Raw genomic sequence first — 21,869 nt, 5'->3', positions numbered from 1 at the left:
GGCTGGCGGGGCCTGAGTTACACCACATCCGCCAGCGCTTCATCCAGCTGATACCAGCGAAAGTTAAAGCCCGAATCCTCCAGCCGTTTCGGCAGCACGTGCTGGCCGCCCAGCACCAGCACCGAAGATTCCCCCATCATCAACTTGATTGCGCTGGCCGGTGTGCGCATAAAAGCGGGGCGGTGTAGCGCCTTGCCTAACAGGGCGGCGAATTGCTCGTTGCGAACCGCATAAGGCGCCACCATATTAAAGGGGCCGCGCAGCTCAGGGTTATCCAACAGCCACAGAATGGCGTTGAGCATATCTTCCAGGTGGATCCACGGCATATATTGCTGGCCGCTGCCAAGCGGGCCGCCGATACCCAGCTTAAAGGGCAGTTTCATTTTGCTCAACGCGCCGCCTTCTTTCGCTAATACCACGCCGGTGCGCAGCAGACAAACGCGGGTTCTGTCGCTGTCGGCGGCCTTCGCCAGCTTTTCCCAGTGCGCGCACAGCTCATGGGTAAACTCCTGATGGCCCGGATCCTCCTCTGTCATTACCAGATCGCCAGTATCGCCATAAAAGCCTGTAGCCGAGCCGGAAATAAAAACTTTTGGCGGCGTAGCGCTGGCGTTGATCAGCGTCGCCAGCTTTTCGGTAATCTGCCAGCGGCTTTCGCACAGCTGCTGCTTTTGCTGTTCTGTCCAGCGTTTGTCGGCGATAGGTTCGCCAGCCAGGTTGATTACGGCATCCACACCGTCCAGATTGCGCTGCTGATCCAGCCCTGACCACAGGCTGACTTTTTCGCCCAGCTTATGACGAGCGGTAACAACGTCTCGGGTTACTACGCTCACGCTGTCGCCGCGTGAGAGAAGACGAGGAATCAGATGGCTGCCGATCAGACCGGTGCCGCCCGTGAGTAAAATATGCATGCTGTCTCTCCTCAGAACATAGCGCTAATGCCATAAGCTTAGGCGAAGTTGCCAGACGTAGCGGCGCGGCCTGAAAACTTCGCCTTATCGCAGGCAATTCCACCCGAAAAGATCAGCTTTCCTGAGACTGTTGTTTCTTATCGGACAGCGCCATCACCACAAATTTTTGATAGCACCAGCCAACGGCGATTAAACAGAGCCCGAGGCCGAGGAAAGAGAGCGGCCGGTAAAAGCCTCTGAGCTCCGCCATATCCCATAAAAAGAGCTTGGCGATAATCACTGCCAGCACCGTTAGCGCGGCCCGGCGCAGCAGAATATTAGGCCAGCGGATAGAGGCATACATTACCACGATGGCGACGCACATCCACGTTAGCGAATAGCAATACTGCTCGCCTGCAAAAACAATGGCGCTATCCAGCCTCTCGCCGTGCCAGAGCTGACGAACCGTGAGCGTAATAAATACCGTGCTCAGCACGGCTATTGTGCCAGCCAGCCAGGGCTTTAACCTGATATCGCCAAACTGCTTTGGCCCGTAGAGTAAAGCCACGGTTAAAACCAGAGCCGGTAAAGCAAAGGCAACGGTAACCAGATTAAGTATGGGCAGGCCACCGACGTTTTGCGCCGACCAGAGCGGGTTAAACAGTGTCAGAGAGGCGGCGGTAAAGAGCAGCATGCAGCCAAAGCCTATTGCCGAGGCCCAGCGGTAGAGCAGGCTTAAAGCGCTGGCCGAAGCGGCACGATAGCCCCAGAGCACGGCCATAATGCCAAAGGTCAGCCCATGCAGCGCGCAGTCGCTAAGCGAGGCAAAATCCAGCGACAGGCGATAGCTGCCGTGCAGCAGATGGCGTAGCTCAATATTGAGCCATAGCGACAGCAGATAGAGGGCGCTGGCCGTCAGCCAGCCCGGCATCTGTTTATCAGCGCGGCCGGGATAGCATTTAGCGCTCAGCCACAGGCAAAGCACGGGCAGGCCAAAACCGTACAGCGTCCAGGGAAGCGTCCAGTCAGCAAAATGCAGCGGAGAGGGATAATCCATAATGGCTGGATTAAAGGAAAGGCGAAGCGTCAGCAGCAGCGTCTGCGCTTTCAGGATCCAGTGCAGCAGCGAAATGCTACGCCAGCGCTCCCATAAGGTCAGCAGTAAAAGCTGCAGGCCGAGCAGGATAGTTAAGGTAACGCCGCTGAAACAGATATAAAGGCCGAACAAGAGCGCCAGCTGCGCTGCGGCCTGAATTAGGGTACGTACCGGGTAAGCAAGACGACGATAAATATCGCTAAAAAGATTCCAGCCAAAATAAACGGCAAGGCAAACCGCCATGATTACCCATTTCAGTATTGGCTCAAAGGAGTGCGGGGCGGAAAAATAGACGGCGGCCACCAGGGTTAAGGGAATGCCGGTTGCCAGCGCAGCCCACCAAATTTTGCGCAGGAGCGGCTGCGTCAGGCAATACAGGCCATAGCCGCCAAAAATAATGGCAAGTGCGATAAGAAAAGGTAAAGCCTCTGTCCACAAGAAGGATCGGTTGTGAGCGATATACAGCTGATAAGCGATGGCCGCCGTTGCCGCCATCAAGGCAAACAGATCCAGCGATGGCGAGCGACGAGCCAACAGCAAAAGGGCAAAACAGCCGATAACCAGCGTGGAAGAGGCAAGCAGGGAGGCCTCTTCGGCTACCGTCAGGCCAACCAGCATTAGCGTAGCGACAAGGCCGGTCAGCAAAGGCTCTTTCAGCGCCGCCGGCCACTGCTCCCAGCCGCCGCGACGCCTTGTTTTGCTGCGTAGCTGCCAGCCCAGATGCGGCCAGGCCAAAAAGCCCCAGCTGGTCAGCAGCAAGAATAGCGAGCGCGCTGGCTGATGCGCCTGCGGAAAATAAAAAAAAGAAATCGCCAGCCAGAGATAATTGCCGATCATAGCGCCACGCCACAGCCAGCAGCGGTAAACCCTCGTCATCAACGCGATGGAAACAAAACTGACCAGCGCGGTATAAAAAAGCAATGCGGTCATATTACCGCTGCCGGTAGAGACAAACAGCGGCACAATATAGGCGCCCAGAATGCCAAGAGCGGCCATAAACGCGCCCTGACGCAATGCCAGCAGCATCGCCAGCAGCGAAACGGCAATCAGGCCAATAAACAGAACCGATACCGGGTAAAGCTCGTAGAGATTTTTCCCGGCCAGCAGCGTGGCGTAGAGCCCGATAACTCCCGCGCCAGCCAGCGCCGCCGGAACATACCTTGAGTTCGCCAGAGGCAGCTGAAAGCGGGATCCTCTGAGCCACTCGCTGCCTGCCACCATCGCCAGGCTGAGCGTAGCGGCGGCGCCTGTGCGTAATCCTGGACCGAACAGGCCATAATCGCTGCCCATTTTCAGCAAAAATATCACTCCCAGCGCCATGATCGCGCCGCCTGCCCACACCATCCAGCGCGAAGCAAATTCCTGCTCGATCCATTTCCACCAGTTCATTGCTTCCCGGGAGAAATTCAGGTCGATCAGCGAACGCCAGCTGGCGGGTTCCTGCAAAGGATCTCTCTGCTCAGAAGGTATTGGTTGAGAAGAAGCCACGGAAGACGCGGCGCTAACGGGCACTGGGATAACTTCCGGCGCGGCAGTCTGAAAGGGAGTCGGCAAGACAGCAGAAGCTGCTTTATTGTCCTCCGCTACGGGAGGCGAATTAATCTGAATTGGTCGGATATTATCGCAGCGGCTGGCGTTATCGCTTTCTTTGATTACCGTTACCTGAGGGGGAAGCGATTGTGCCTCGCTGCTTTTTTCCTGTCGGCGGTTAACGCTTGCTGAAGGTTTCCGTAGTGAATATTCAGGATCGGCCTGCGATTCTTTTATTTTTTCGCAGATTTCCGTTAGCTTGCTTATCTGTTCCGTTATTTCCTTATAAAAATAAATTACTAATATAATTAGTAAAATACTAAAACCCATTTCCATTTTTTCTTCCATTTTAAAGACGCCTGCGGCGCTGTCCAGGATAACCCTATATGGTTACGTTGTGAAACAGTAACCGGAGTGAGTATATCTGCGGGCAAGAAAAATTTCAGCGGTTTTGGTGCTATCACCAAAGCTTGCCAGCGCAGCGCTTTCAGCCAGAGATTGCCTTCTGCGAAAAAAATAGGTAAACAAAAGGCAGACGCCGCCTTGTAAGGAACTCAGGATGAACTATCCCAACGTTGTTTTGTGGTCAGATGCCTGTTTTTTTAGTCCCTATGTGATGTCTGCTTTTGTCGCGCTGAGCGAGAAGGGCGTGCCCTTTTCTGTCAAACGTGTCGATCTTGCCAGCAACCAGCATCTACAGGAAGCCTACGGTGCCGTTTCCCTGACGCGCCGCGTACCTGCTTTGCAAATTGATGATTTTCTGCTTTCCGAATCTTCCGCCATCGCCGACTATCTGGAAGAGCGTTTTCCGCCGCCGGAATTTGAACGCCTTTATCCACGCAACAGAGAAAAGCGTGCAAAAGCGCGTGAAATTCAGGCCTGGCTGCGCAGCGACTTTCTACCGCTGCGTCAGGAGCGTCCAACCGAGGTGCTGTTCGCCAACGAGAAGTTCGCACCGCTGAGCGAAGCGGCACAGGCGGCGGCTGCCCGGCTTTTCGCCGCTGTGGAACAACTGTTGCCCAACGGCCAGCAAAATCTTTTCGGCGAGTGGTCGATTGCGGATACGGATTTGGCAATAATGATTAACAGGCTGGCGCTGCATGGCGACAGCGTGCCGGAGCGCCTGGCAGACTACGCCCATTTTCAGTGGCAGCGAGCCTCGGTGCAGCTTTGGCTGTCTGAATCTTCAAAAGACGCTGCGCAATGACACGGCGGGATCATTAATTTAGCACCGCCCGTGGCACACTGCGCGGGCAAGCATAAACAAGCGCAAATGCGCCAGACAGATAAGGGTCAGGAATGGTGGAGCAAGAAAGCGGCACGGAATGGGTAGATATCGTTAATGAAGATAACGAAGTAATCGCACAGTCCAGCCGTGCGCAGATGCGGGCGCAATGCTTGCGTCATCGCGCAACCTATATCGTGGTGCACAACGGCGCAGGGAAAATTCTGGTGCAGCGCCGGACGCAGAGCAAAGATTTTATGCCGGGCATGCTGGATGCGACGGCTGGTGGCGTGGTGCAAAGCGGCGAAGATATGCTGGAATCGGCGCGCCGCGAAGCGGAAGAAGAGCTGGGGATCGCAGCCGTTCCTTTCGCCGGACACGGTCTTTTTTACTATGAAGACGAGCACTGCCGCGTCTGGGGCGGACTTTTCAGCTGTGTTTCCCACGGGCCGTTCGCCATGCAGGAAGAAGAAGTAGACGAAATATTCTGGATGACGCCGGAAGAAATCACCGCGCGCTGCGATGAGTTTACCGATGATTCGTTAAAAGCGCTGTCGCTGTGGCTAAGCCGCAACGGCGAGCAAAACCGCGCGAAAGCGGAATCGGAAGCATAAAAAAAGGCCGCGCAAGCGGCCTTCAGACTGCTGACAAACCTAAACCGTTTTTGGATTTTGGCTTTTTTCTACAGCAACACAGCTGCTTGATAGCGGCAGAGGCTGAGCGGATAAACGGACCGTTTGGCGCATGGACGCGCCAACCGAGCCCACAGGGACCGTGTTCACGGCGTGTCCGTGTTCCGATCTGCCTCTGCTGCTCTGTCACAGATTTAAACGCGACCTGGGGTTTGTCATCAACCTCAAGGCCGCGCAAGCGGCCTTGTTATTTATCGCGTTAGCGAGTTTCGCGAACGGCCAGACGAGGCTGCGTTCTGCGGCCCAGCATGCCCAACCAGCCTGCGATAGCGGCTTCAACCAGCAGGACAATCAGCGTTATCCAGCTTGCTTTTGCCGTGGCGGCAGCTGCTTTATCGCCAGCTTCGCGCGCTTTCTGCTCGGCCTGTTTTTTCAGTTCCTGATACTTCTGGTAAGCCTGCTCGTAGCTCTGCTGAGTCTGAGCGACGATCTGATCGACTTCCTGATCGCTTTTGCCGGTACGCGCTTTAATGATGTTTTTCAGCGCGTCAACGTCGGCGGCCTGAAGCGTGGCCTGGTTGCGCTGGATCACGCCGCTAAACCAGTTGGTCAGATCCGTATCCGCATTCTGCTGATTCTGCGCAGTGTTTTCAGCCTGGTTTTGCGCAGTATTGGCTTCCTGGTTGGCATCCTGCTGCAGTTTCTCCGGCTGCAGTTCCGGCTTGCCGGTCTGGCGCAGCGTGGTTTCCAGCTCGTTCTGCAGGTTATTTAGATCGATATTGTTTTCCTGCAGCTTCTGCTTAATGTTCTGCCCGACTGTAGGCGCAATAGAAGAGATACCGTTGCCTAACATGCTGAAGCCGGAACCCAGTACGCTGGCGGTGCCGCTGACCGCGCTGCTGAGCACGGCGACTACCAGCCAGACGCAGACCAGCGTATTAACGGCCCACATCAGCAGGCCGTGCAGCGCGCCTTCACGCTGGGCCAGACGCCCGGTAATATAGGCACCGGCTCCCACGGAGATCAGCATGCTCAGCCCTGTCCAGATCGTGGCGCCCGTGCCCAGACCGTCAAACGGGTTCTGCTCTTTTAACGGATCTATAGTGGTGGCACCTACTGCCGTTCCCAGAATGGTTAACAGCAAATAAATAACCACAGATAAGATAACGCCTGCGAAAATAGCGCTCCATGAAATACGCTTTAGCGGAATACCGCTATTTACTTCATTGTAAACCGGATGAATGTGATTATCGCTCATGAGAAAACTCCCTTGCCTGATATAGGTGTGGTTCCTGATGACACTATTATCGAAAAGACTCAACTTCTTGCCATGATAAGCCTGGCACCGGAAGCTGAATTCTACCAGGAATTATTTCTTCTGTATTTTTTTATATAAATATCAAAAGGAAAGGCTGTGATATCGCCCGTTGCGGCAGGGAATGGAAGGCATGAGGGAAATAGCGGTTTCTCGATTATTCGCGCGAGAAAGTTATTTTATTTCCTTACGAAAAAGGCGGACCTTTCGATCCGCCTTAATTTAAAGCCTGACTCAGGCTTCGGCCTGTTTTGCCTGAATGGCAGTCAGCGCGATGGTATAAACGATATCATCCACCAGCGCGCCGCGTGACAGATCGTTAACCGGCTTACGCATGCCCTGCAGCATTGGCCCGATAGAGATAAGATCGGCGGAGCGCTGAACGGCTTTGTAAGTGGTGTTGCCGGTGTTCAGGTCGGGGAAAATAAACACCGTAGCGCGACCGGCTACTGGCGAATCCGGCGCTTTAGATTTGGCTACGTCGGCCATGATGGCAGCGTCGTATTGCAATGGGCCATCGATCACCAGATCCGGGCGTTTTTCCTTGGCCAGACGGGTCGCCTCGCGCACTTTTTCTACGTCGCTGCCCGCGCCGGAATTGCCGGTAGAGTAGGAGATCATCGCCACGCGCGGCTCAATGCCGAAAGCAGTAGCGGAATCTGCCGACTGAATAGCGATTTCGGCCAGCTGCTCCGGGTTAGGATCCGGGTTGATTGCACAGTCGCCATAGACCAGTACCTGCTCCGGCAGTAGCATAAAGAACACCGAAGACACCAGCGAGCTGCCCGGCGCAGTTTTAATCAGCTGCAGCGGTGGACGAATAGTATTGGCTGTAGTGTGTACCGCGCCGGAAACCAGGCCGTCTACTTCGCTGCGCTCCAGCATCATGGTGCCGAGCATCACGTTGTCTTCCAGCTGCTCCTGCGCTACCACTTCGGTCATACCTTTGCTTTTACGCAGTTCGACCAGGCGGGGAACATAGTTTTCGCGCACGACGGCCGGATCGACAATCTCAATACCTTTACCCAGCTCTACGCCTTGCGCTGCGGCCACGCGCTGGATCTCTTCCGGATTACCCAATAGTACGCAGGTAGCGATGCCGCGTTCGGCACAGATGGCGGCGGCTTTCACCGTGCGCGGCTCGTCGCCTTCCGGCAGTACGATGCGTTTGCCAGCCTGGCGAGCCAGCTCGGTCAACTGATAGCGGAACGCTGGTGGTGACAGGCGACGGCTGCGTTCAGAAGCTGCGGTCAGCGATTCGATCCAGTCGGAGTTGATATGGCTGGCCACATACTCCTGCACGCGCTCGATACGCTGGGTATCATCGCTCGGCACCTCAAGGTTGAAGCTTTGCAGGCTTAGCGAGGTTTGCCAGGTGTTGGTTTTAACCATAAACACCGGTAGGCCGGTAGCGAAAGCTCGCTCGCACAGGCGTTGAATTGGCTCATCTATCTGATAGCCGCCGGTCAGCAGGATGGCACCGATTTCCACGCCGTTCATCGCTGCCAGGCAGGCGGCGACCAGCACGTCCGGACGGTCGGCAGAGGTAACCAGCAGCGAACCCGGACGGAAATGCTCCAGCATATGCGGCAGGCTGCGGGCGCAGAAAGTCACGGACTTAACGCGGCGCGTAGCAATATCGCCCTCGTTGATAATCTTCGCGTTAAGGTGATGGCACATATCAATAGCGCGGGTCGCTATCAGATCGAAACTCCATGGCACGCAGCCCAGCACCGGCAGTGGGCTATCGACCAGCAGCTGCTGCGGATCGATATTGGCCACGCTGGCTTTGGTGGAATCGTCGAAGATTTCTGACAGATCGGGACGGGTGCGGCCCTGTTCATCCACTGGCGCATTCAGTTTGTTAACGATAACGCCGGTAATGTTTTTATTCTTGCTGCCGCCAAAGCTGCTGCGGGTCAGCTTAATACGCTCGTGTAGCTCTGACGGCGAATCGTTGCCTGGCGACATCACAAACACGATTTCCGCGTTCAGCGTTTTGGCGATTTCATAGTTCAATGCGGAGGCAAACTGATGCTTACGGGTCGGCACCAGGCCTTCCACCAGCACCACCTCGGCATCTTTGGTGTTTTCGTGGTAGCGCGCGATGATCTCTTCCATCAGCACGTCCTGCTGGTTTGCGCCCAGCAGCGACTCGACGTGGCTCATCTGCAGCGGTTCAGCGGCCGGAATGGCGGAGTTCGAGCGAATAATCAGCGTCGTCTGGTCGAGGGAATCGCCGCCGGAGCGAGGTTGAGCGATAGGCTTAAATACGCTCAGACGGACGCCCTTACGCTCCATGGCGCGAATAACGCCGAGACTGACGCTGGTAAGACCGACGCTGGTGCCGGTCGGGATTAGCATTATGGTACGAGACAAAATAGACCTCTCAAAATTAGACCCGCGCTATCGTAATCCGCTATAAGCTGCCGGAAAACGATGCCGCCAGGTTTCCTGATGCCTGAAACAACACCGCCAGCCTGGGCTGACGGTGTTCACTTAAGCGGTTAAACGGCTGGCGTCCTGCGCAATCACCAGCTCTTCGTTGGTGGGGATAACGATAGCAGGTCGGGTGCCTTCTTTATTGATAAATCCGGCCTTGCCGAAGCGGGCGGCCAGGTTGCGTTCATGGTCAGTAGCAAAGCCGAGCAGCGCCAGCTTGTTCAGCGTCAGCTCGCGCACCATGGCGGCGTTCTCGCCGATGCCGCCGGTAAAGATTACCGCATCCAGACGGCCATCCATCAGCGCCGTGTAGGAGCCGATATATTTGGCAAGACGATGGCAGTAAACGTCCATCGCGCGCTTCGCGTCTTCTTTAGTCTCGTAGTTGTCTTCCACATAGCGGCAGTCGCTGGTTACGCCGGTCAGGCCAAGCAGCCCGGACTCTTTGGTCAGCAGCTTGTTGATGGCATCCACGCTCATACCCAGAGTATCGTGCAGGAAGAAAACGATCGCCGGGTCGATATCGCCAGAGCGAGTGCCCATTACCAGGCCTTCCAGCGGCGTCAGGCCCATTGAGGTATCCACACATTCGCCGTTGCGGATCGCGCTGACGGAACCGCCGTTGCCAAGATGGCAGGTAATGATATTCAGTTCGCTCAGCGGCTTGTTAAGCACTTTAGCCGCTTCGTGGGTTACGTAGTAGTGGCTGGTGCCGTGAGCGCCATAGCGACGCACGCCGTGCTCTTCATAAAGATGGTATGGCAGGGCGTAGAGATAGGACTCTTCCGGCATGCTTTGATGGAACGCGGTATCGAAAACCGCCACGTTCTTATCAGAAAGATGCGGGAAGTTTTTCATCGCTTCATCAATGCCGATCAGGTGCGCCGGGTTGTGCAGCGGAGCAAAAGAAGAAGCATCCTTAATGCCCTGGATAACCGCCTGGTCGATCACCACGGACTGGGTCAGTTTCTCGCCGCCGTGGACGATACGGTGGCCTATTGCAGCGATTTGTGCTGACAGCTCTGGTTTTTGTGCCAGAATAGTTTTAACGATGAAGTTAAGAGCCTCGCTGTGAGCTGCGCCAGCGCCCAGTGCTGCTTCCTGCTTATCGCCTGCCATTTTCCATTTGATGCGCGCTTCGGGTAAATGGAAACATTCGGCTAAACCGGAAAGGTATTCGTCGCCGTTTGCGGGATTGAGGATAGCGAATTTTAATGATGAGCTACCGCAGTTCAAAACCAGAACTAACTTACTCGACATGGCAGGTCCTATTGGTTGAGGGTGGCGAAAAAAAACTCAATCAGACTATCAGCGTAGCGCATGAAAGCTGGTACATTAATGATGAACATCATGCTGACGGTAAAATTTGTCCGAAAGCAAAAAAATTTCATAAAAATCACAAGATTTTTTGAATTTGTGCCGGCTGGCGAACTCCTGGAGTGCACAAACGCAGCAAGCATGTAACAGCCATTCAACAATCGCGCACAGGATAACCAGAGTGCCCTGTAAAGACAAAATTTTTTGAAAGTTGTCAGGTAAAGTTGGTGTATTCCGTTTTTTGTTTAATTTTTATCCCTGAAGTTGAGGTCAACCATGGCAAACGAATCCGGCTCTGTCGGTTGGTTTAAACTGTTCCGGAGCGGGCAGCATTATATGAAAACATGGCCCGCCGATAAGCGGCTGGCGCCTATGTTTCCGGAAAACAGAGTGGCGACAGCGACGCGCTTTGGTATTCGCTTTATGCCGCCGCTGGCCGTTTTCGCTATGACCTGGCAAATCGCGCTGGGCGGTCAGCTCGGCCCGGCCGTCGCCACGGCGCTGTTTGCCTGCAGCCTGCCAATGCAGGGGCTATGGTGGCTGGGTAAGCGCTCCGTAACGCCGCTGCCGCCCGGGCTACTCAACTGGTTCCATGAGGTGCGCGAAAAGCTGCAGGCAGCCGGGCAGGCGCTGGCGCCCGTAGAAGGCAAGCCAACCTACCAGTCGCTGGCCGATGTGCTAAAGCGGGCCTTCCGGCAGCTGGATAAAACTTTTCTCGACGATCTCTGATTTTTGCGGTTTTTGCCGTTACAGCGGCAAAAACCGTGTCTGCATCAAAGAACCAGCGCTTTGCTCTGCCCGCCGCCGCGGGTTATGCGATCCTTGCGTCATCCTAATTTCATTCTGTCCAGCGGACTCAGGAGTTAATGATGGAAATGACCCATGCGCAACGTTTAATCCTTTCTAACCAGTACCGGCTGATGAGCCTGCTGGATCCCGACAACCTCGAGCGCTATCGCCGCCTGCAAACCATCGTAGAGCGCGGCTATGGCCTGCAGATGCGCGAGCTGGATCGCGAGTTCGGCGAACTGCCGGAAGCGGTTTGCCGTACCGTTATCGATATTATGGAAATGCATCATGCGCTGCACGTGTCCTGGACAAATCTGAAAGATGCCGCTGAAATTGAAGAGCGCCGCCTGCAGTTTCTCGGCTTCGACGCGGCTACCGAAGCGCGGTACTTAGGCTACGTGCGGTTTATGGTGCAAATCGAAGGCCGCTATACTCAGTTTGATGCGGGCAGTCACGGTTTTAACGCCCAGACGCCGATGTGGGAAAAGTATCAACGCATGCTGGCCGTATGGCACACTTGCCCAAGACAGTATCATCTGAGCGCGAACGAAATCGCGCAAATCATTAACGCCTGAGAAGGAACATGTAGTGAAGTGTAAAGGTTTTCTGTTTGATTTGGACGGTACCCTGGTGGACTCTCTGCCAGTGGTCGAACGCGCCTGGACTAACTGGGCATCGCAGCACGATATCGCAGCGGACGACGTGCTGAATTTTATCCACGGCAAGCAGGCTATCACCTCACTGCGTCATTTTATGGCCGGCGCTTCGGAAGAGGCTATCCAGCAGGAGTTTCTGGCGCTGGAAAAAACGGAAGCGGAAGATACCGACGGCATCGTAGCTCTGCCGGGCGCGGTTCAGCTACTCGCTACCCTGAATGAGCTACGCATTCCCTGGGCTATCGTGACCTCCGGTTCTTTACCGGTTGCCACGGCGCGGCGCAAGGCGGCTGGCCTGCCGGAGCCGGAGGTCTTTATCACTGCGGAACGCGTGCAGAACGGCAAGCCGGCGCCGGATGCCTATCTGCTCGGTGCTCAACTGCTGGAGCTGGAGCCGGAAGAGTGCGTGGTAGTGGAAGATGCCGCCGCAGGCATTCTCTCCGGGCTGGCTGCCGGAAGCCACCTGATCGCCGTCAACGCTCCGGCCGATGCACCGCGCCTGGAAGAGGCGGATATGCAGCTCAGCTCGCTGGAGGAGCTGATTATCAGCAAAAACGCCGATGGCTCCATCGACGTGCACCGAAAGCACTAAGTTATGATTTAGCCCCGCATCCGCGGGGCTTTTTTATGGCATCCTGCCCAAAGTTTTGTCACAAACGGGAAGCGGATGTGAATAAAGAGCTGGTCTGGGTGCTTGGTCTGTTAGCCATAGCGGTTGCGCTGTTTGTCAGCGGCAAAGTGCGTATGGATGTAGTAGCGCTGCTGGTCATTATTGCCTTTGTGCTCAGCGGCACATTGTCTTTACAGGAGGCTATGGCTGGCTTCAGCGACGCCAACGTTATCCTGATCGCCGCGCTGTTTGTGATTGGCGAAGGCCTGGTACGCACCGGCGTGGCGCTGAGAATGGGCGAATGGCTGATGAAAATGGCCGGCAGCAGCGAAGCGAAAATGCTGATCCTGCTGATGCTGACCGTCGCCGGGCTGGGCGCTTTTATGAGCTCTACTGGCGTGGTGGCCATTTTTATTCCGGTAGTTATCAGCGTGTCGGCGAAAATGAACCGTTCGCCGGGCAGGCTGATGATGCCGCTAAGCTTTGCTGGCCTGATCAGCGGCATGATGACGCTGGTGGCCACGGCGCCGAATCTGGTGGTTAACAGCGAACTGATGCGGGAAGGTTTGCCGGGCTTCAGCTTTTTCGATGTGACGCCGATCGGCCTGGTGGCGCTGGTGCTGGGCATCGGCTACATGCTTATCGCCCGCTTCTGGCTGGGCGCGGCGGAGACTAAACAGGCCAGAAAAGGCCAGGAAAGAACCTTTCGCGATTTGATCCGCGACTACAAGCTGAGCGGCCGGGCGCGCCGTCTGGCTGTTCATCCGGGATCTTCACTGATCGGGCAGCCGCTGGACGATCTGCAGCTACGTGAGCGCTACGGCATCAACGTAGTAGGGCTGGAGCGCTGGCGTAAATTTCGGCGGGTTATGGTGCCGGTTACTGGCGTAACGCAATTTCGCGCGCGCGACGTGCTGCTGATTGATATGTCCGCCGCCGATATCGATATTCGCGAGTTTTGCAGCGAGCATAAACTGGAACCGATGATCCTGCGCGGAGAATACTTTTCTGACCGGGCGCAGGATGTGGGCATGGCGGAGGCGCTGGTTTTTCCTGATTCAGAACTGCAGGGCAAAACGCTGCGGGAAAGCGCTTTTCGTACTCGCCATGGCGTTAGCGTAATAGGCATTCGCCGCCGTGGAGAAGTGCTACAGGGCAACTTAAGCGATCTGCCGCTGGAGCTGGGCGACTGCCTGCTGACCATCGGCGACTGGAAAAAAATCAGTCAGCTGCAGCAGCATAAGCGAGATGTACTGCTGCTCAGCCTGCCTGCAGAAGTCAAAGAGGTCGCTCCCGCCAGTAGCCAGGCGCCGCACGCTATCTTTTGTCTGGCGCTGATGGTGGCGATGATGCTGACCAACGAAATACCCAATCCCGTTGCGGCATTAATAGCCTGCCTGTTAATGGGCAAGTTTCGCTGTATCGATATGGAAAGCGCTTACCGGGCTATTCACTGGCCCAGCATTATTCTGATCGTCGGCATGATGCCGTTCGCGCTGGCGCTACAGAAAACCGGCGGTATTACGCTGATCGTCGAGGGGCTAAGCAATCTGGCGGGCGGCTATGCGCCGCACGTGATGCTGACCTGCCTGTTTGTGCTCTGCGCCACTATTGGGCTGTTTATTTCTAATACCGCTACCGCCGTGTTGATGGCGCCGGTAGGTATTGCGGCCGCGCACCAGATGGGCGTCTCGCCTTATCCTTTTGCCATGATGGTGGCCGTGGCCGCTTCCAGCGCCTTTATGACGCCGGTATCCAGCCCGGTCAACACCCTGGTGCTTGGGCCGGGTGGCTATCGCTTTAGCGATTTTGTGAAGACCGGCGTGCCTTTTACCCTGCTGATCATGGCGGTCAGCGTGGTACTGGTGCCGCTGCTTTTTCCTTTTTAGCCGCTGCTAGAGCGACTCCTGGCTGATCTCATCCAGCGACAGGCTGAAACTTGGCACGAACACTTCGACAAAGTAGTCCATCTCCGGGCTTTGCCGCTGCGTCAGCGTCTTTTCCAGCCGCGCTTTAGCCAGCTGGAATTCATGGTTACCAGCAGAAAGCTCCTCAAGGCATTTCAGATAGGCGCATAGCGCGTCCGCCTGTTTCACGATGCCCATTTCCTCTTCGCTGCGCTGCTGCTCGTCCAACAGCGGGCGCCAGGCGCTTTGCAGCTCTTCCGGCAGCATCTCAATCAGCTTGTGCTGCGCTATCTTTTCAATCTTTTTATACTCATTGGCGATCTGCGCGTTGTAATACTTCACCGGCGTCGGCAAATCGCCGGTCAGTACCTCGCTGGCGTCATGATACATCGCCATTAACGCGATGCGTTCGGCGTTCAGGTTGCCGTTAAATTTCGCATTTTTGATCACCGCCAGCGCATGAGCGACCATGGCCACCTGCAGACTATGTTCGGAAACATTCTCCGTGCGTACGTTGCGCATCAGCGGCCAGCGGTTGATCAGCTTAAGGCGGGAAAGGTGGGCGAAAAAATGGCTCTGGTGCATTGGGGAGATTCCTGTGCCTGAAAACCAGAGCGGAGGAGCCCGCTCTGGCGTCACGGTGATTTACAGAATGTAGCAGTATTGCCCGATTCGGCTACTGGCGATAGCCTTCCAGGAAGCGGCCAAACTTGCCGATAGCCATTTCCAGATCGTTGACATGGGGCAGGGTGACGATACGCACATGGTCCGGCCATGGCCAGTTGAAAGCGCTGCCCTGAACCAGCAGCACTTTTTCCTGCAGCAGAAAATCCAGCACCATTTTCTGGTCGTCATGCAGGTTAAATTTTTTGGCGTCTATTTTAGGGAACATATAGAGCGCGCCGTCCGGCTTCACGCAGCTGACGCCGGGGATATCGTTGATCAGCTCCCAGGCACGCTGGCGCTGCTCATAAAGACGGCCGCCGGGCACGATAAATTCGCTAATGCTCTGATAGCCGCCCAGCGCGGTCTGAATGGCATGTTGGGCAGGGACATTGGCGCAGAGGCGCATCGAAGCCAGCATTTCCAGCCCTTCAATATAGCCTTTAGCGTGTTTTTTCGGGCCGTTAAGCACCATCCAGCCCTGACGGAAACCCGCCACCCGGTAGGTTTTAGAGAGGCCGTTAAAGGTAATAGTCAGCAAATCTGGCGCCAGCGCGGCGATAGAGTGGTGCTGCGCCGCGTCGTACAGGATTTTGTCGTAGATTTCATCGGCGAAAATGATCAAATTATGCTGTCTGGCCAGCTCGACGACTTCCAGCAGCAGCTCCTTGCTGTACACTGCGCCGGTTGGGTTATTTGGGTTAATAATCACGATACCGCGAGTGCGTGGCGTGATCTTACTGCGAATATCATCAAGATCCGGGAACCAGCCGGCAGACTCGTCGCACAGATAGTGCACCGCTTTGCCGCTGGAAAGCGAAACGGCAGCCGTCCATAAAGGATAGTCGGGCGCCGGTACCAGCATCTCATCACCGCTGTTCAGCAACGCCTGCATGGACTGAACGATAAGCTCCGACACGCCGTTGCCAATATAGACATCTTCAACGGTAATATCGCGCAGGCCGCGGGCCTGGTAGTGCTGTACGATAGCCTTACGGGCCGAATAGAGTCCCTTGGAATCGCAATAGCCCTGCGCGCTGGGCAGGTTGCGGATCACATCGACCAGGATTTCGTCAGGCGCTTCAAAACCAAAAGGCGCCGGGTTGCCGATATTCAGCTTAAGGACTTTATTGCCTTCTTCTTCAAGGCGTTTGGCTTCTTTTAATACCGGGCCACGGATGTCATAACAGACGTTGTCGAGTTTGCTGGATTTATCAATTGGGGTCATTTCATTCGCCTTTGGCTGAGCCGCATTCCTGCCGTGGAAAAGTAAACCCGCACAATGTACTCCTGTCGCCAGCGCTTTTGAAGTCTGGCAGCAGCCTCTGGCGCTTCTGTTAAACGCTTTAATCTGAAAAAAGTACCGGCAGGAAAGCATTTCGCCCAATGAAGGATTAATAAAATTTACAGCTGCTCAGGCGGCAGAAACGCACCGGTGCCGCGGTTGACGGATAAGCAAAGCGGGCGATTTTTGTAAAAATAAGGTAAAATTGCTGGATTAATCCGGGTTGAAACTATTCAGAATTATTTAACTAGCGCAGCAACTATCGCCTTGTTAGCTCCAAATAGATCGCCAGTAACGGAAGTAACAAAAAGAGGCTGAGATAGCATCCAATGCTGACATATTGTTACTAATTGATAAATTTCTATGCCGTAAAGCAGAGTTATGAGGCCATTCTCAATAAAAACTTATTTTACTGATAAGAATAATCGGATTTAGGCTTAAAAAGTAATCGTCAGTATGTCAGGATAACCCTCTGGGGAAAACGGGCATGACGGGCTGGTTTCCTGAACGACATTCAGCGCGTTTTATGGCGCTTAATGTTAAGCTTTGTTTATTAGTGTTTCACTGTGACTACAGCACCCTGAGCAAATGATTTTTGACGGGTGTTTTACACTGACAGCAATGTGGCCGAAAATCGGCGCGACGCCATCCCTGCCGGACGCCGCACCGAAGTATGACGCGGCGTGCATTAGTGATGGTTCAAACGCACAGACCTGTCAGCGGCTTTGTTACGGCAAAAGTCGGGCATATTGGGCCGCTGGGGCTTTGCGTTTGCGATAGAAGGTAGTGACTGCGTTCATTACATCAAGGTTATCCCGGTATCTTGCTGATACACAGGATAGCAACACCAGGTAGTAGTATTTTAAAAATCTTATAAAGTGAAGAAAACATGACTAGTGCAAATCGTCCAATTCTCAATCTCGATCTCGATCTGCTCAGAACCTTTGTAGCGGTCGCCGATCTCAATACTTTTGCCGCTGCTGCCGCAGCAGTTTGTCGTACGCAGTCTGCCGTCAGCCAGCAGATGCAACGTTTAGAGCAGCTGGTAGGTAAAGAGCTGTTTGCGCGGCACGGCCGTAACAAACTGCTCACGGAGCACGGCATCCAGCTGCTGGGCTATGCCAGAAAAATTTTGCGCTTTAACGATGAGGCCTGCACTTCCCTGATGTACAGCAACATCCAGGGCGTGCTGACTATCGGCGCTTCCGACGATACCTCGGATACTATTCTGCCTTTCCTGCTTAACCGCGTAACCTCAGTTTATCCAAAGCTGGCGATCGATGTTCGCGTTAAGCGTAATCCATTTATGATGGAAATGCTGAACCAGGGCGAAGTAGACCTGGTTGTCACTACCTCCAGCCCAATGAACTTTACCTGGCAGGTACTGCGTACTTCTCCAACGCTATGGTATTGTGCAGCGGATTATGTTTTCCAGCGCGGAGAAGCCATTCCGCTGGTGCTGCTGGATGAGCCAAGCCCATACCGCGATATGGCTATCGATCACCTCAACGAGGCTGGTATCCCATGGCGTATCTCCTATGTGGCCTCTACGCTGGCTGCCGTTCGTGCGGCCGTTAAAGCGGGCCTGGGCGTAACCGCTCGTCCGGTAGAGATGATGAGCCCGGAACTGCGCGTGATGGGCGCGGCAGAAGGGCTGCCGGTACTGCCGGATACGGAATACCTGCTGTGCCGTAATCCGGAAAGCGATAACGAACTGGCGCTGGCTATTTTCAACGCCATGCAATCCAGTAACGATCCCTATAATCTGACGGCTACCGGCCAGGATAGCTCGATCTTTGCTGATGAAGATGAATAAATAAATCATTATTCTATCTTTTTGAATCAAAAGACATAAAATTCAATTTTAGTGTAAAAAAGCCTTTTCATGGTTCTTTAACCGGAAAAGGCTTTTTTTTATGGCTAAAGTTGTACTTATACCCTTTTTCCTTTCCTGATAATTTCCTGCCTGAAGTAAAAAGCAGCAGTCTGGTTTTTGGGCTGCGGCCAGCAGAGAGCAAGCAGTAAAAAATTGGCCTGAATTGATTTTGCGCATATCGGGCTGGCTAATTTTTTCTCAAAAAAGACAAAACCCTGCTTTGGATCAAAAAAATACCCCCTGAAAAAGAGAGGAAATGCGTGCGTTTCCTGCGAGAATAGCCTTTGTTAAATCCGTGATCCATGTATGGAAATACCCGCTACACTTTAGTGCAGGGCCCTCCACTGACACGATTTAGCGCAATATTTGCGCATCAAATGTTAAATAAATGCTACTTATGTAAAATAACCTGCGGATACTTTTATGAAAGTTGACAGAAGGTTATATAAAGGAGTAAAAAACCCCATAAAATTGCTGCTTAATCGACAAAGACAGCATAATTTATCTGGTTTTTTATTTTTCCCTTGAATCGGGGCACCAGCCAACTGCCGGCCATGAGAGCAGACCCTGACGCCCCCTTTATTGAGTTAAGCAGAGTGTATGTCAACAACCACTGAAGTCGTCGCTCATCATTGGGCGTTTGCCGTATTTCTGATCGTCGCTATTGGCCTGTGCTGCGCAATGTTGGCTGGAGCATGGTTTCTGGGCGGAAAAGCTCGCGGAAGGTATACAAATACACCTTTTGAGTCCGGTGCCGCGCCTGTCGGTACTGCCAAGCTGCGCATGTCCGCCAAGTTCTATCTGGTCGCTATGTTCTTCGTCATCTTCGACGTAGAAGCCCTCTATCTCTACGCCTGGTCAACCGCTATCCGCGAAAGCGGCTGGATCGGTTTTATCGAAGCCACCATCTTCATTTTGGTTCTGCTGGCTGGTCTGGTTTATCTGGTGCGTATTCGCGCGCTGGACTGGGCGCCTGCGCCACGGCGCGTGGTGGTCAAGCCGACCGTTTCGCATTCCAATAGTCACAAGCAGTAAAAGCGAGGCATAACAATGGACTATACGCTAACCCGCGCGGATCCTAACGGTGAGAACGATCGCTATCCGCTGCAAAAGCAGGAAATCGTTACCGATCCGCTGGAAAAGCACGTTCATCAAAGCGTTTATATGGGCAAGCTGGAACATGCTTTGCACGATATGGTGAACTGGGGACGTAAAAATTCCCTGTGGCCGTTTAACTTCGGCCTTTCCTGTTGTTACGTAGAGATGACAACTTCTTTTACCTCAGTGCATGACGTAGCGCGCTTTGGTTCGGAAGTTATTCGCGCCTCGCCTCGCCAGGCCGATTTTATGGTGGTGGCCGGTACGCCCTTTACCAAAATGGCGCCGGTGATTCAGCGTCTTTACGATCAGATGCTGGAGCCGAAGTGGGTGATTTCCATGGGCGCCTGCGCCAACTCCGGCGGTATGTACGATATCTATTCCGTGGTGCAGGGCGTAGATAAGTTCCTGCCAGTGGATGTTTATATCCCCGGCTGCCCGCCGCGCCCCGAAGCCTATATGCAGGCGCTGCTGCTGCTGCAGGAATCGATTGGCAAAGAGCGTCGCCCGCTCTCCTGGGTGGTTGGCGACCAGGGCGTTTATCGCGCCAATATGCAGTCCGAACGCGAAAGAAAGCAGGGCGAGCGCATTGCGGTCACCAATCTGCGTACCCCGGATGAAATTTAAGAGTTAACGAACAGGGCCCGTTCAGCACGCAGACAAAAATAACACGCGCGCGGCCTGTTCTGACGCCAATACTGAGCGCCTCTTCGCAGGCCCACAGGGTGAAAGACCTATGACAGATTTAACCACGCAACATCTCGCTCAGCCAGAGTGGCAAACCCGGGATCACCTGGACGACCCGGTGATCGGCGAGTTGCGTAACCGTTTTGGGCCAGATGCCTTTACCGTTCAGCCAACCCGCACCGGCATTCCGGTGGTTTGGGTAAAGCGCGAACAGTTACTGGAAGTTGTCGAGTTTCTGCGCAAGCTGCCGAAACCTTATGTGATGCTGTATGACCTGCACGGCATGGACGAGCGTCTGCGCACGCACCGCGCCGGCCTGCCTGCGGCAGATTTTTCCGTGTTCTACCATCTGCTCTCTATTGAACGCAATCGCGATATCATGCTCAAGGTGGCGCTGTCTGAAAAAGACCTGCACCTGCCGACTATTACCAAAATTTTCGCCAACGCCAACTGGTACGAGCGTGAAACCTGGGAGATGTTTGGCATCACCTTTGACGGCCACCCGCACCTGACGCGCATTATGATGCCGCAGACCTGGGAAGGCCATCCGCTGCGTAAAGACTATCCGGCGCGCGCCACCGAGTTCGATCCCTTTGAGCTGACAAAGCAGAAAGAGGATCTGGAAATGGAGGCGATGACCTTTAAGCCGGAAGAGTGGGGCATGAAGCGCGGCACCGCCAACGAGGACTTTATGTTCCTCAACCTTGGCCCTAACCACCCCTCTGCGCACGGGGCTTTCCGTATAATCCTGCAGCTGGACGGCGAAGAGATCGTCGACTGCGTGCCGGATATCGGCTATCACCACCGCGGCGCGGAAAAAATGGGCGAGCGTCAGTCCTGGCACAGCTATATTCCTTATACCGACCGTATCGAATACCTCGGCGGCTGCGTTAACGAAATGCCTTACGTGCTGGCGGTAGAAAAGCTGGCAGGCATCAAAGTGCCTGAGCGCGTCGACGTGATCCGCGTCATGCTGTCCGAGCTGTTCCGCATCAACAGCCACCTTCTCTATATTTCGACTTTTATTCAGGACGTCGGTGCCATGTCGCCGGTGTTCTTTGCCTTTACCGATCGCCAGAAAATTTATGACGTTGTGGAAGCTATTACCGGTTTCCGCATGCATCCGGCCTGGTTCCGCATCGGCGGCGTGGCGCACGATCTGCCGAAAGGCTGGGATCGCCTGCTGCGTGAATTCCTTGACTGGATGCCGAAACGCCTGAAGGCCTACGAGCAGACCGCGCTGAAAAACTCGGTGCTGATTGGCCGTGCTAAAGGCGTTTCTGCTTACGGTCTGGACGAGGCGCTGGCCTGGGGCACTACCGGCGCGGGCCTGCGCGCTACCGGGCTGGACTTTGACGTACGCAAATGGCGTCCGTACTCCGGTTACGAAAACTTCGATTTTGAAGTGCCGATCGGCGATGGCGTAAGCTGCGCCTATACCCGCGTGATGCTGAAAATGGAAGAGATGCGCCAGAGCATGCGCATCCTCGAGCAGTGCCTGAAAAATATGCCGGAAGGGCCGTTTAAAGCTGCCCATCCGCTGACCACGCCGCCGCCGAAAGAGCGCACGCTGCAGCATATCGAAACGCTGATCACCCACTTCCTGCAGGTTTCCTGGGGCCCGGTGATGCCGGCCAACGAATCCTTCCAGATGATTGAAGCCACCAAAGGGATCAACAGTTACTACCTGACCAGCGACGGCAGCACCATGAGCTACCGCACCCGCGTGCGCACGCCGAGCTTCCCGCATCTGCAGCAGATCCCTTCCGTGATCAACGGCAGCCTGGTATCCGATCTGATCGTTTACCTCGGCAGTATCGATTTTGTTATGTCAGACGTGGACCGCTAATT

Annotated in this window: 17 protein-coding genes; 10 read left to right on the top strand and 7 right to left on the bottom strand. The window is 54.6% G+C overall.

Annotated features, from left to right (window positions below; all coding sequences use genetic code 11):
• Positions 1-17 precede the first annotated feature (17 nt).
• Both ACETPC_RS05760 and ACETPC_RS05755 read right to left on the bottom strand, forming a co-directional pair.
• Positions 18-911 (bottom strand): TIGR01777 family oxidoreductase, encoded by an 894-nt coding sequence (locus ACETPC_RS05760; RefSeq protein WP_380179467.1) that lies wholly within the window; start codon positions 909-911, stop codon positions 18-20.
• Between the two features lie 112 nt (positions 912-1,023).
• Entirely contained in the window at positions 1,024-3,432 is a 2,409-nt protein-coding gene (locus ACETPC_RS05755; protein WP_380179465.1) for a DUF2339 domain-containing protein, read from the bottom strand.
• 643 nt (positions 3,433-4,075) lie between these two features.
• Here ACETPC_RS05755 and yfcF point away from each other — a divergent pair.
• Positions 4,076-4,723 carry a glutathione transferase gene (gene yfcF / locus ACETPC_RS05750; RefSeq protein WP_380179464.1) on the top strand — a complete coding sequence of 216 codons (648 nt, stop codon included), beginning with the start codon at positions 4,076-4,078 and terminating at the stop codon, positions 4,721-4,723.
• Between the two features lie 92 nt (positions 4,724-4,815).
• Positions 4,816-5,355 (top strand): NUDIX hydrolase YfcD, encoded by a 540-nt coding sequence (gene yfcD, locus ACETPC_RS05745; RefSeq protein WP_380179462.1) that lies wholly within the window; start codon positions 4,816-4,818, stop codon positions 5,353-5,355.
• A gap of 277 nt (positions 5,356-5,632) precedes the next feature.
• Here yfcD and ACETPC_RS05740 read toward each other — a convergent pair whose 3' ends face one another.
• The 3 genes from ACETPC_RS05740 to ackA all read right to left on the bottom strand — a co-directional run bounded on the left by ACETPC_RS05740 (position 5,633) and on the right by ackA (position 10,390).
• On the bottom strand, positions 5,633-6,631 hold the full coding sequence (locus ACETPC_RS05740; RefSeq protein WP_380179460.1) for a hypothetical protein: 999 nt from the start codon (positions 6,629-6,631) through the stop codon (positions 5,633-5,635).
• A gap of 291 nt (positions 6,632-6,922) precedes the next feature.
• Complete coding sequence (gene pta / locus ACETPC_RS05735) at positions 6,923-9,067, bottom strand: phosphate acetyltransferase (RefSeq protein WP_380179458.1); 2,145 nt, start codon at positions 9,065-9,067, stop codon at positions 6,923-6,925.
• Positions 9,068-9,187: 120 nt separating this feature from the next.
• The gene (ackA, locus tag ACETPC_RS05730; RefSeq protein ID WP_380179456.1) at positions 9,188-10,390 is read right to left on the bottom strand and encodes an acetate kinase; all 1,203 of its coding nucleotides are present in this window, start codon (positions 10,388-10,390) and stop codon (positions 9,188-9,190) included.
• A gap of 333 nt (positions 10,391-10,723) precedes the next feature.
• On the opposite strand from ackA, the gene yfbV reads away from it, so the two are divergent.
• The 4 genes from yfbV (at position 10,724) to ACETPC_RS05710 (ending at position 14,391) form a co-directional block, all read left to right on the top strand.
• A complete protein-coding gene (gene yfbV, locus ACETPC_RS05725) occupies positions 10,724-11,176 on the top strand; it encodes a terminus macrodomain insulation protein YfbV (protein ID WP_380179455.1) in 453 nt (150 codons plus the stop codon).
• 140 nt (positions 11,177-11,316) lie between these two features.
• Positions 11,317-11,811, top strand: a complete 495-nt coding sequence (locus tag ACETPC_RS05720) for a YfbU family protein (protein WP_380179682.1) — start codon at positions 11,317-11,319, stop codon at positions 11,809-11,811.
• Between the two features lie 13 nt (positions 11,812-11,824).
• A complete protein-coding gene (locus ACETPC_RS05715; protein WP_380179453.1) occupies positions 11,825-12,484 on the top strand; it encodes a sugar phosphatase in 660 nt (219 codons plus the stop codon).
• A 77-nt stretch (positions 12,485-12,561) separates the two neighbouring features.
• Positions 12,562-14,391 (top strand): SLC13 family permease, encoded by a 1,830-nt coding sequence (locus tag ACETPC_RS05710; protein WP_380179451.1) that lies wholly within the window; start codon positions 12,562-12,564, stop codon positions 14,389-14,391.
• A 6-nt stretch (positions 14,392-14,397) separates the two neighbouring features.
• Here the strand turns inward: ACETPC_RS05710 and yfbR are convergent, their stop codons facing one another.
• Together yfbR and ACETPC_RS05700 are read right to left on the bottom strand one after the other, a co-directional pair.
• Positions 14,398-14,994 (bottom strand): 5'-deoxynucleotidase, encoded by a 597-nt coding sequence (yfbR, locus tag ACETPC_RS05705; protein WP_380179449.1) that lies wholly within the window; start codon positions 14,992-14,994, stop codon positions 14,398-14,400.
• A 91-nt stretch (positions 14,995-15,085) separates the two neighbouring features.
• The gene (locus tag ACETPC_RS05700; protein ID WP_380179447.1) at positions 15,086-16,300 is read right to left on the bottom strand and encodes a pyridoxal phosphate-dependent aminotransferase; all 1,215 of its coding nucleotides are present in this window, start codon (positions 16,298-16,300) and stop codon (positions 15,086-15,088) included.
• A gap of 946 nt (positions 16,301-17,246) precedes the next feature.
• Between ACETPC_RS05700 and lrhA the strand changes: the two genes are divergently transcribed.
• The 4 genes from lrhA (at position 17,247) to nuoC (ending at position 21,867) form a co-directional block, all read left to right on the top strand.
• Entirely contained in the window at positions 17,247-18,173 is a 927-nt protein-coding gene (gene lrhA, locus ACETPC_RS05695) for a transcriptional regulator LrhA (protein WP_380179445.1), read from the top strand.
• Positions 18,174-18,833: 660 nt separating this feature from the next.
• Positions 18,834-19,268: an NADH-quinone oxidoreductase subunit A gene (locus tag ACETPC_RS05690; RefSeq protein WP_380179443.1), complete on the top strand. Its 435-nt coding sequence runs from the start codon at positions 18,834-18,836 to the stop codon at positions 19,266-19,268.
• Positions 19,269-19,283: 15 nt separating this feature from the next.
• The gene (locus ACETPC_RS05685) at positions 19,284-19,958 is read left to right on the top strand and encodes an NADH-quinone oxidoreductase subunit B (protein ID WP_342908609.1); all 675 of its coding nucleotides are present in this window, start codon (positions 19,284-19,286) and stop codon (positions 19,956-19,958) included.
• Between the two features lie 109 nt (positions 19,959-20,067).
• Complete coding sequence (gene nuoC, locus ACETPC_RS05680) at positions 20,068-21,867, top strand: NADH-quinone oxidoreductase subunit C/D (protein WP_380179441.1); 1,800 nt, start codon at positions 20,068-20,070, stop codon at positions 21,865-21,867.
• The last annotated feature ends 2 nt before the right edge of the window (positions 21,868-21,869 follow it).

The sequence above is a fragment of the Pantoea sp. sgz302252 genome (assembly GCF_042610525.1).
GTDB lineage: Bacteria > Pseudomonadota > Gammaproteobacteria > Enterobacterales > Enterobacteriaceae > Erwinia.
The sequence above is the reverse complement of the archived record's forward strand: the minus strand, read 5'-3'. Positions and strand labels throughout refer to the sequence as shown.

Coding starts and splice junctions, on each gene's coding strand:
- ACETPC_RS05690 (WP_380179443.1), top strand. CDS start 18,834: ATGTCAACAACCACTGAAGTCGTCGCTCATCATTGGGCGTTTGCCGTA.
- ackA (WP_380179456.1), bottom strand. CDS start 10,390: ATGTCGAGTAAGTTAGTTCTGGTTTTGAACTGCGGTAGCTCATCATTA.
- nuoC (WP_380179441.1), top strand. CDS start 20,068: ATGACAGATTTAACCACGCAACATCTCGCTCAGCCAGAGTGGCAAACC.
- ACETPC_RS05720 (WP_380179682.1), top strand. CDS start 11,317: ATGGAAATGACCCATGCGCAACGTTTAATCCTTTCTAACCAGTACCGG.
- ACETPC_RS05700 (WP_380179447.1), bottom strand. CDS start 16,300: ATGACCCCAATTGATAAATCCAGCAAACTCGACAACGTCTGTTATGAC.
- yfcF (WP_380179464.1), top strand. CDS start 4,076: ATGAACTATCCCAACGTTGTTTTGTGGTCAGATGCCTGTTTTTTTAGT.
- ACETPC_RS05685 (WP_342908609.1), top strand. CDS start 19,284: ATGGACTATACGCTAACCCGCGCGGATCCTAACGGTGAGAACGATCGC.
- ACETPC_RS05740 (WP_380179460.1), bottom strand. CDS start 6,631: ATGAGCGATAATCACATTCATCCGGTTTACAATGAAGTAAATAGCGGT.
- yfcD (WP_380179462.1), top strand. CDS start 4,816: ATGGTGGAGCAAGAAAGCGGCACGGAATGGGTAGATATCGTTAATGAA.
- lrhA (WP_380179445.1), top strand. CDS start 17,247: ATGACTAGTGCAAATCGTCCAATTCTCAATCTCGATCTCGATCTGCTC.
- yfbV (WP_380179455.1), top strand. CDS start 10,724: ATGGCAAACGAATCCGGCTCTGTCGGTTGGTTTAAACTGTTCCGGAGC.
- yfbR (WP_380179449.1), bottom strand. CDS start 14,994: ATGCACCAGAGCCATTTTTTCGCCCACCTTTCCCGCCTTAAGCTGATC.
- ACETPC_RS05760 (WP_380179467.1), bottom strand. CDS start 911: ATGCATATTTTACTCACGGGCGGCACCGGTCTGATCGGCAGCCATCTG.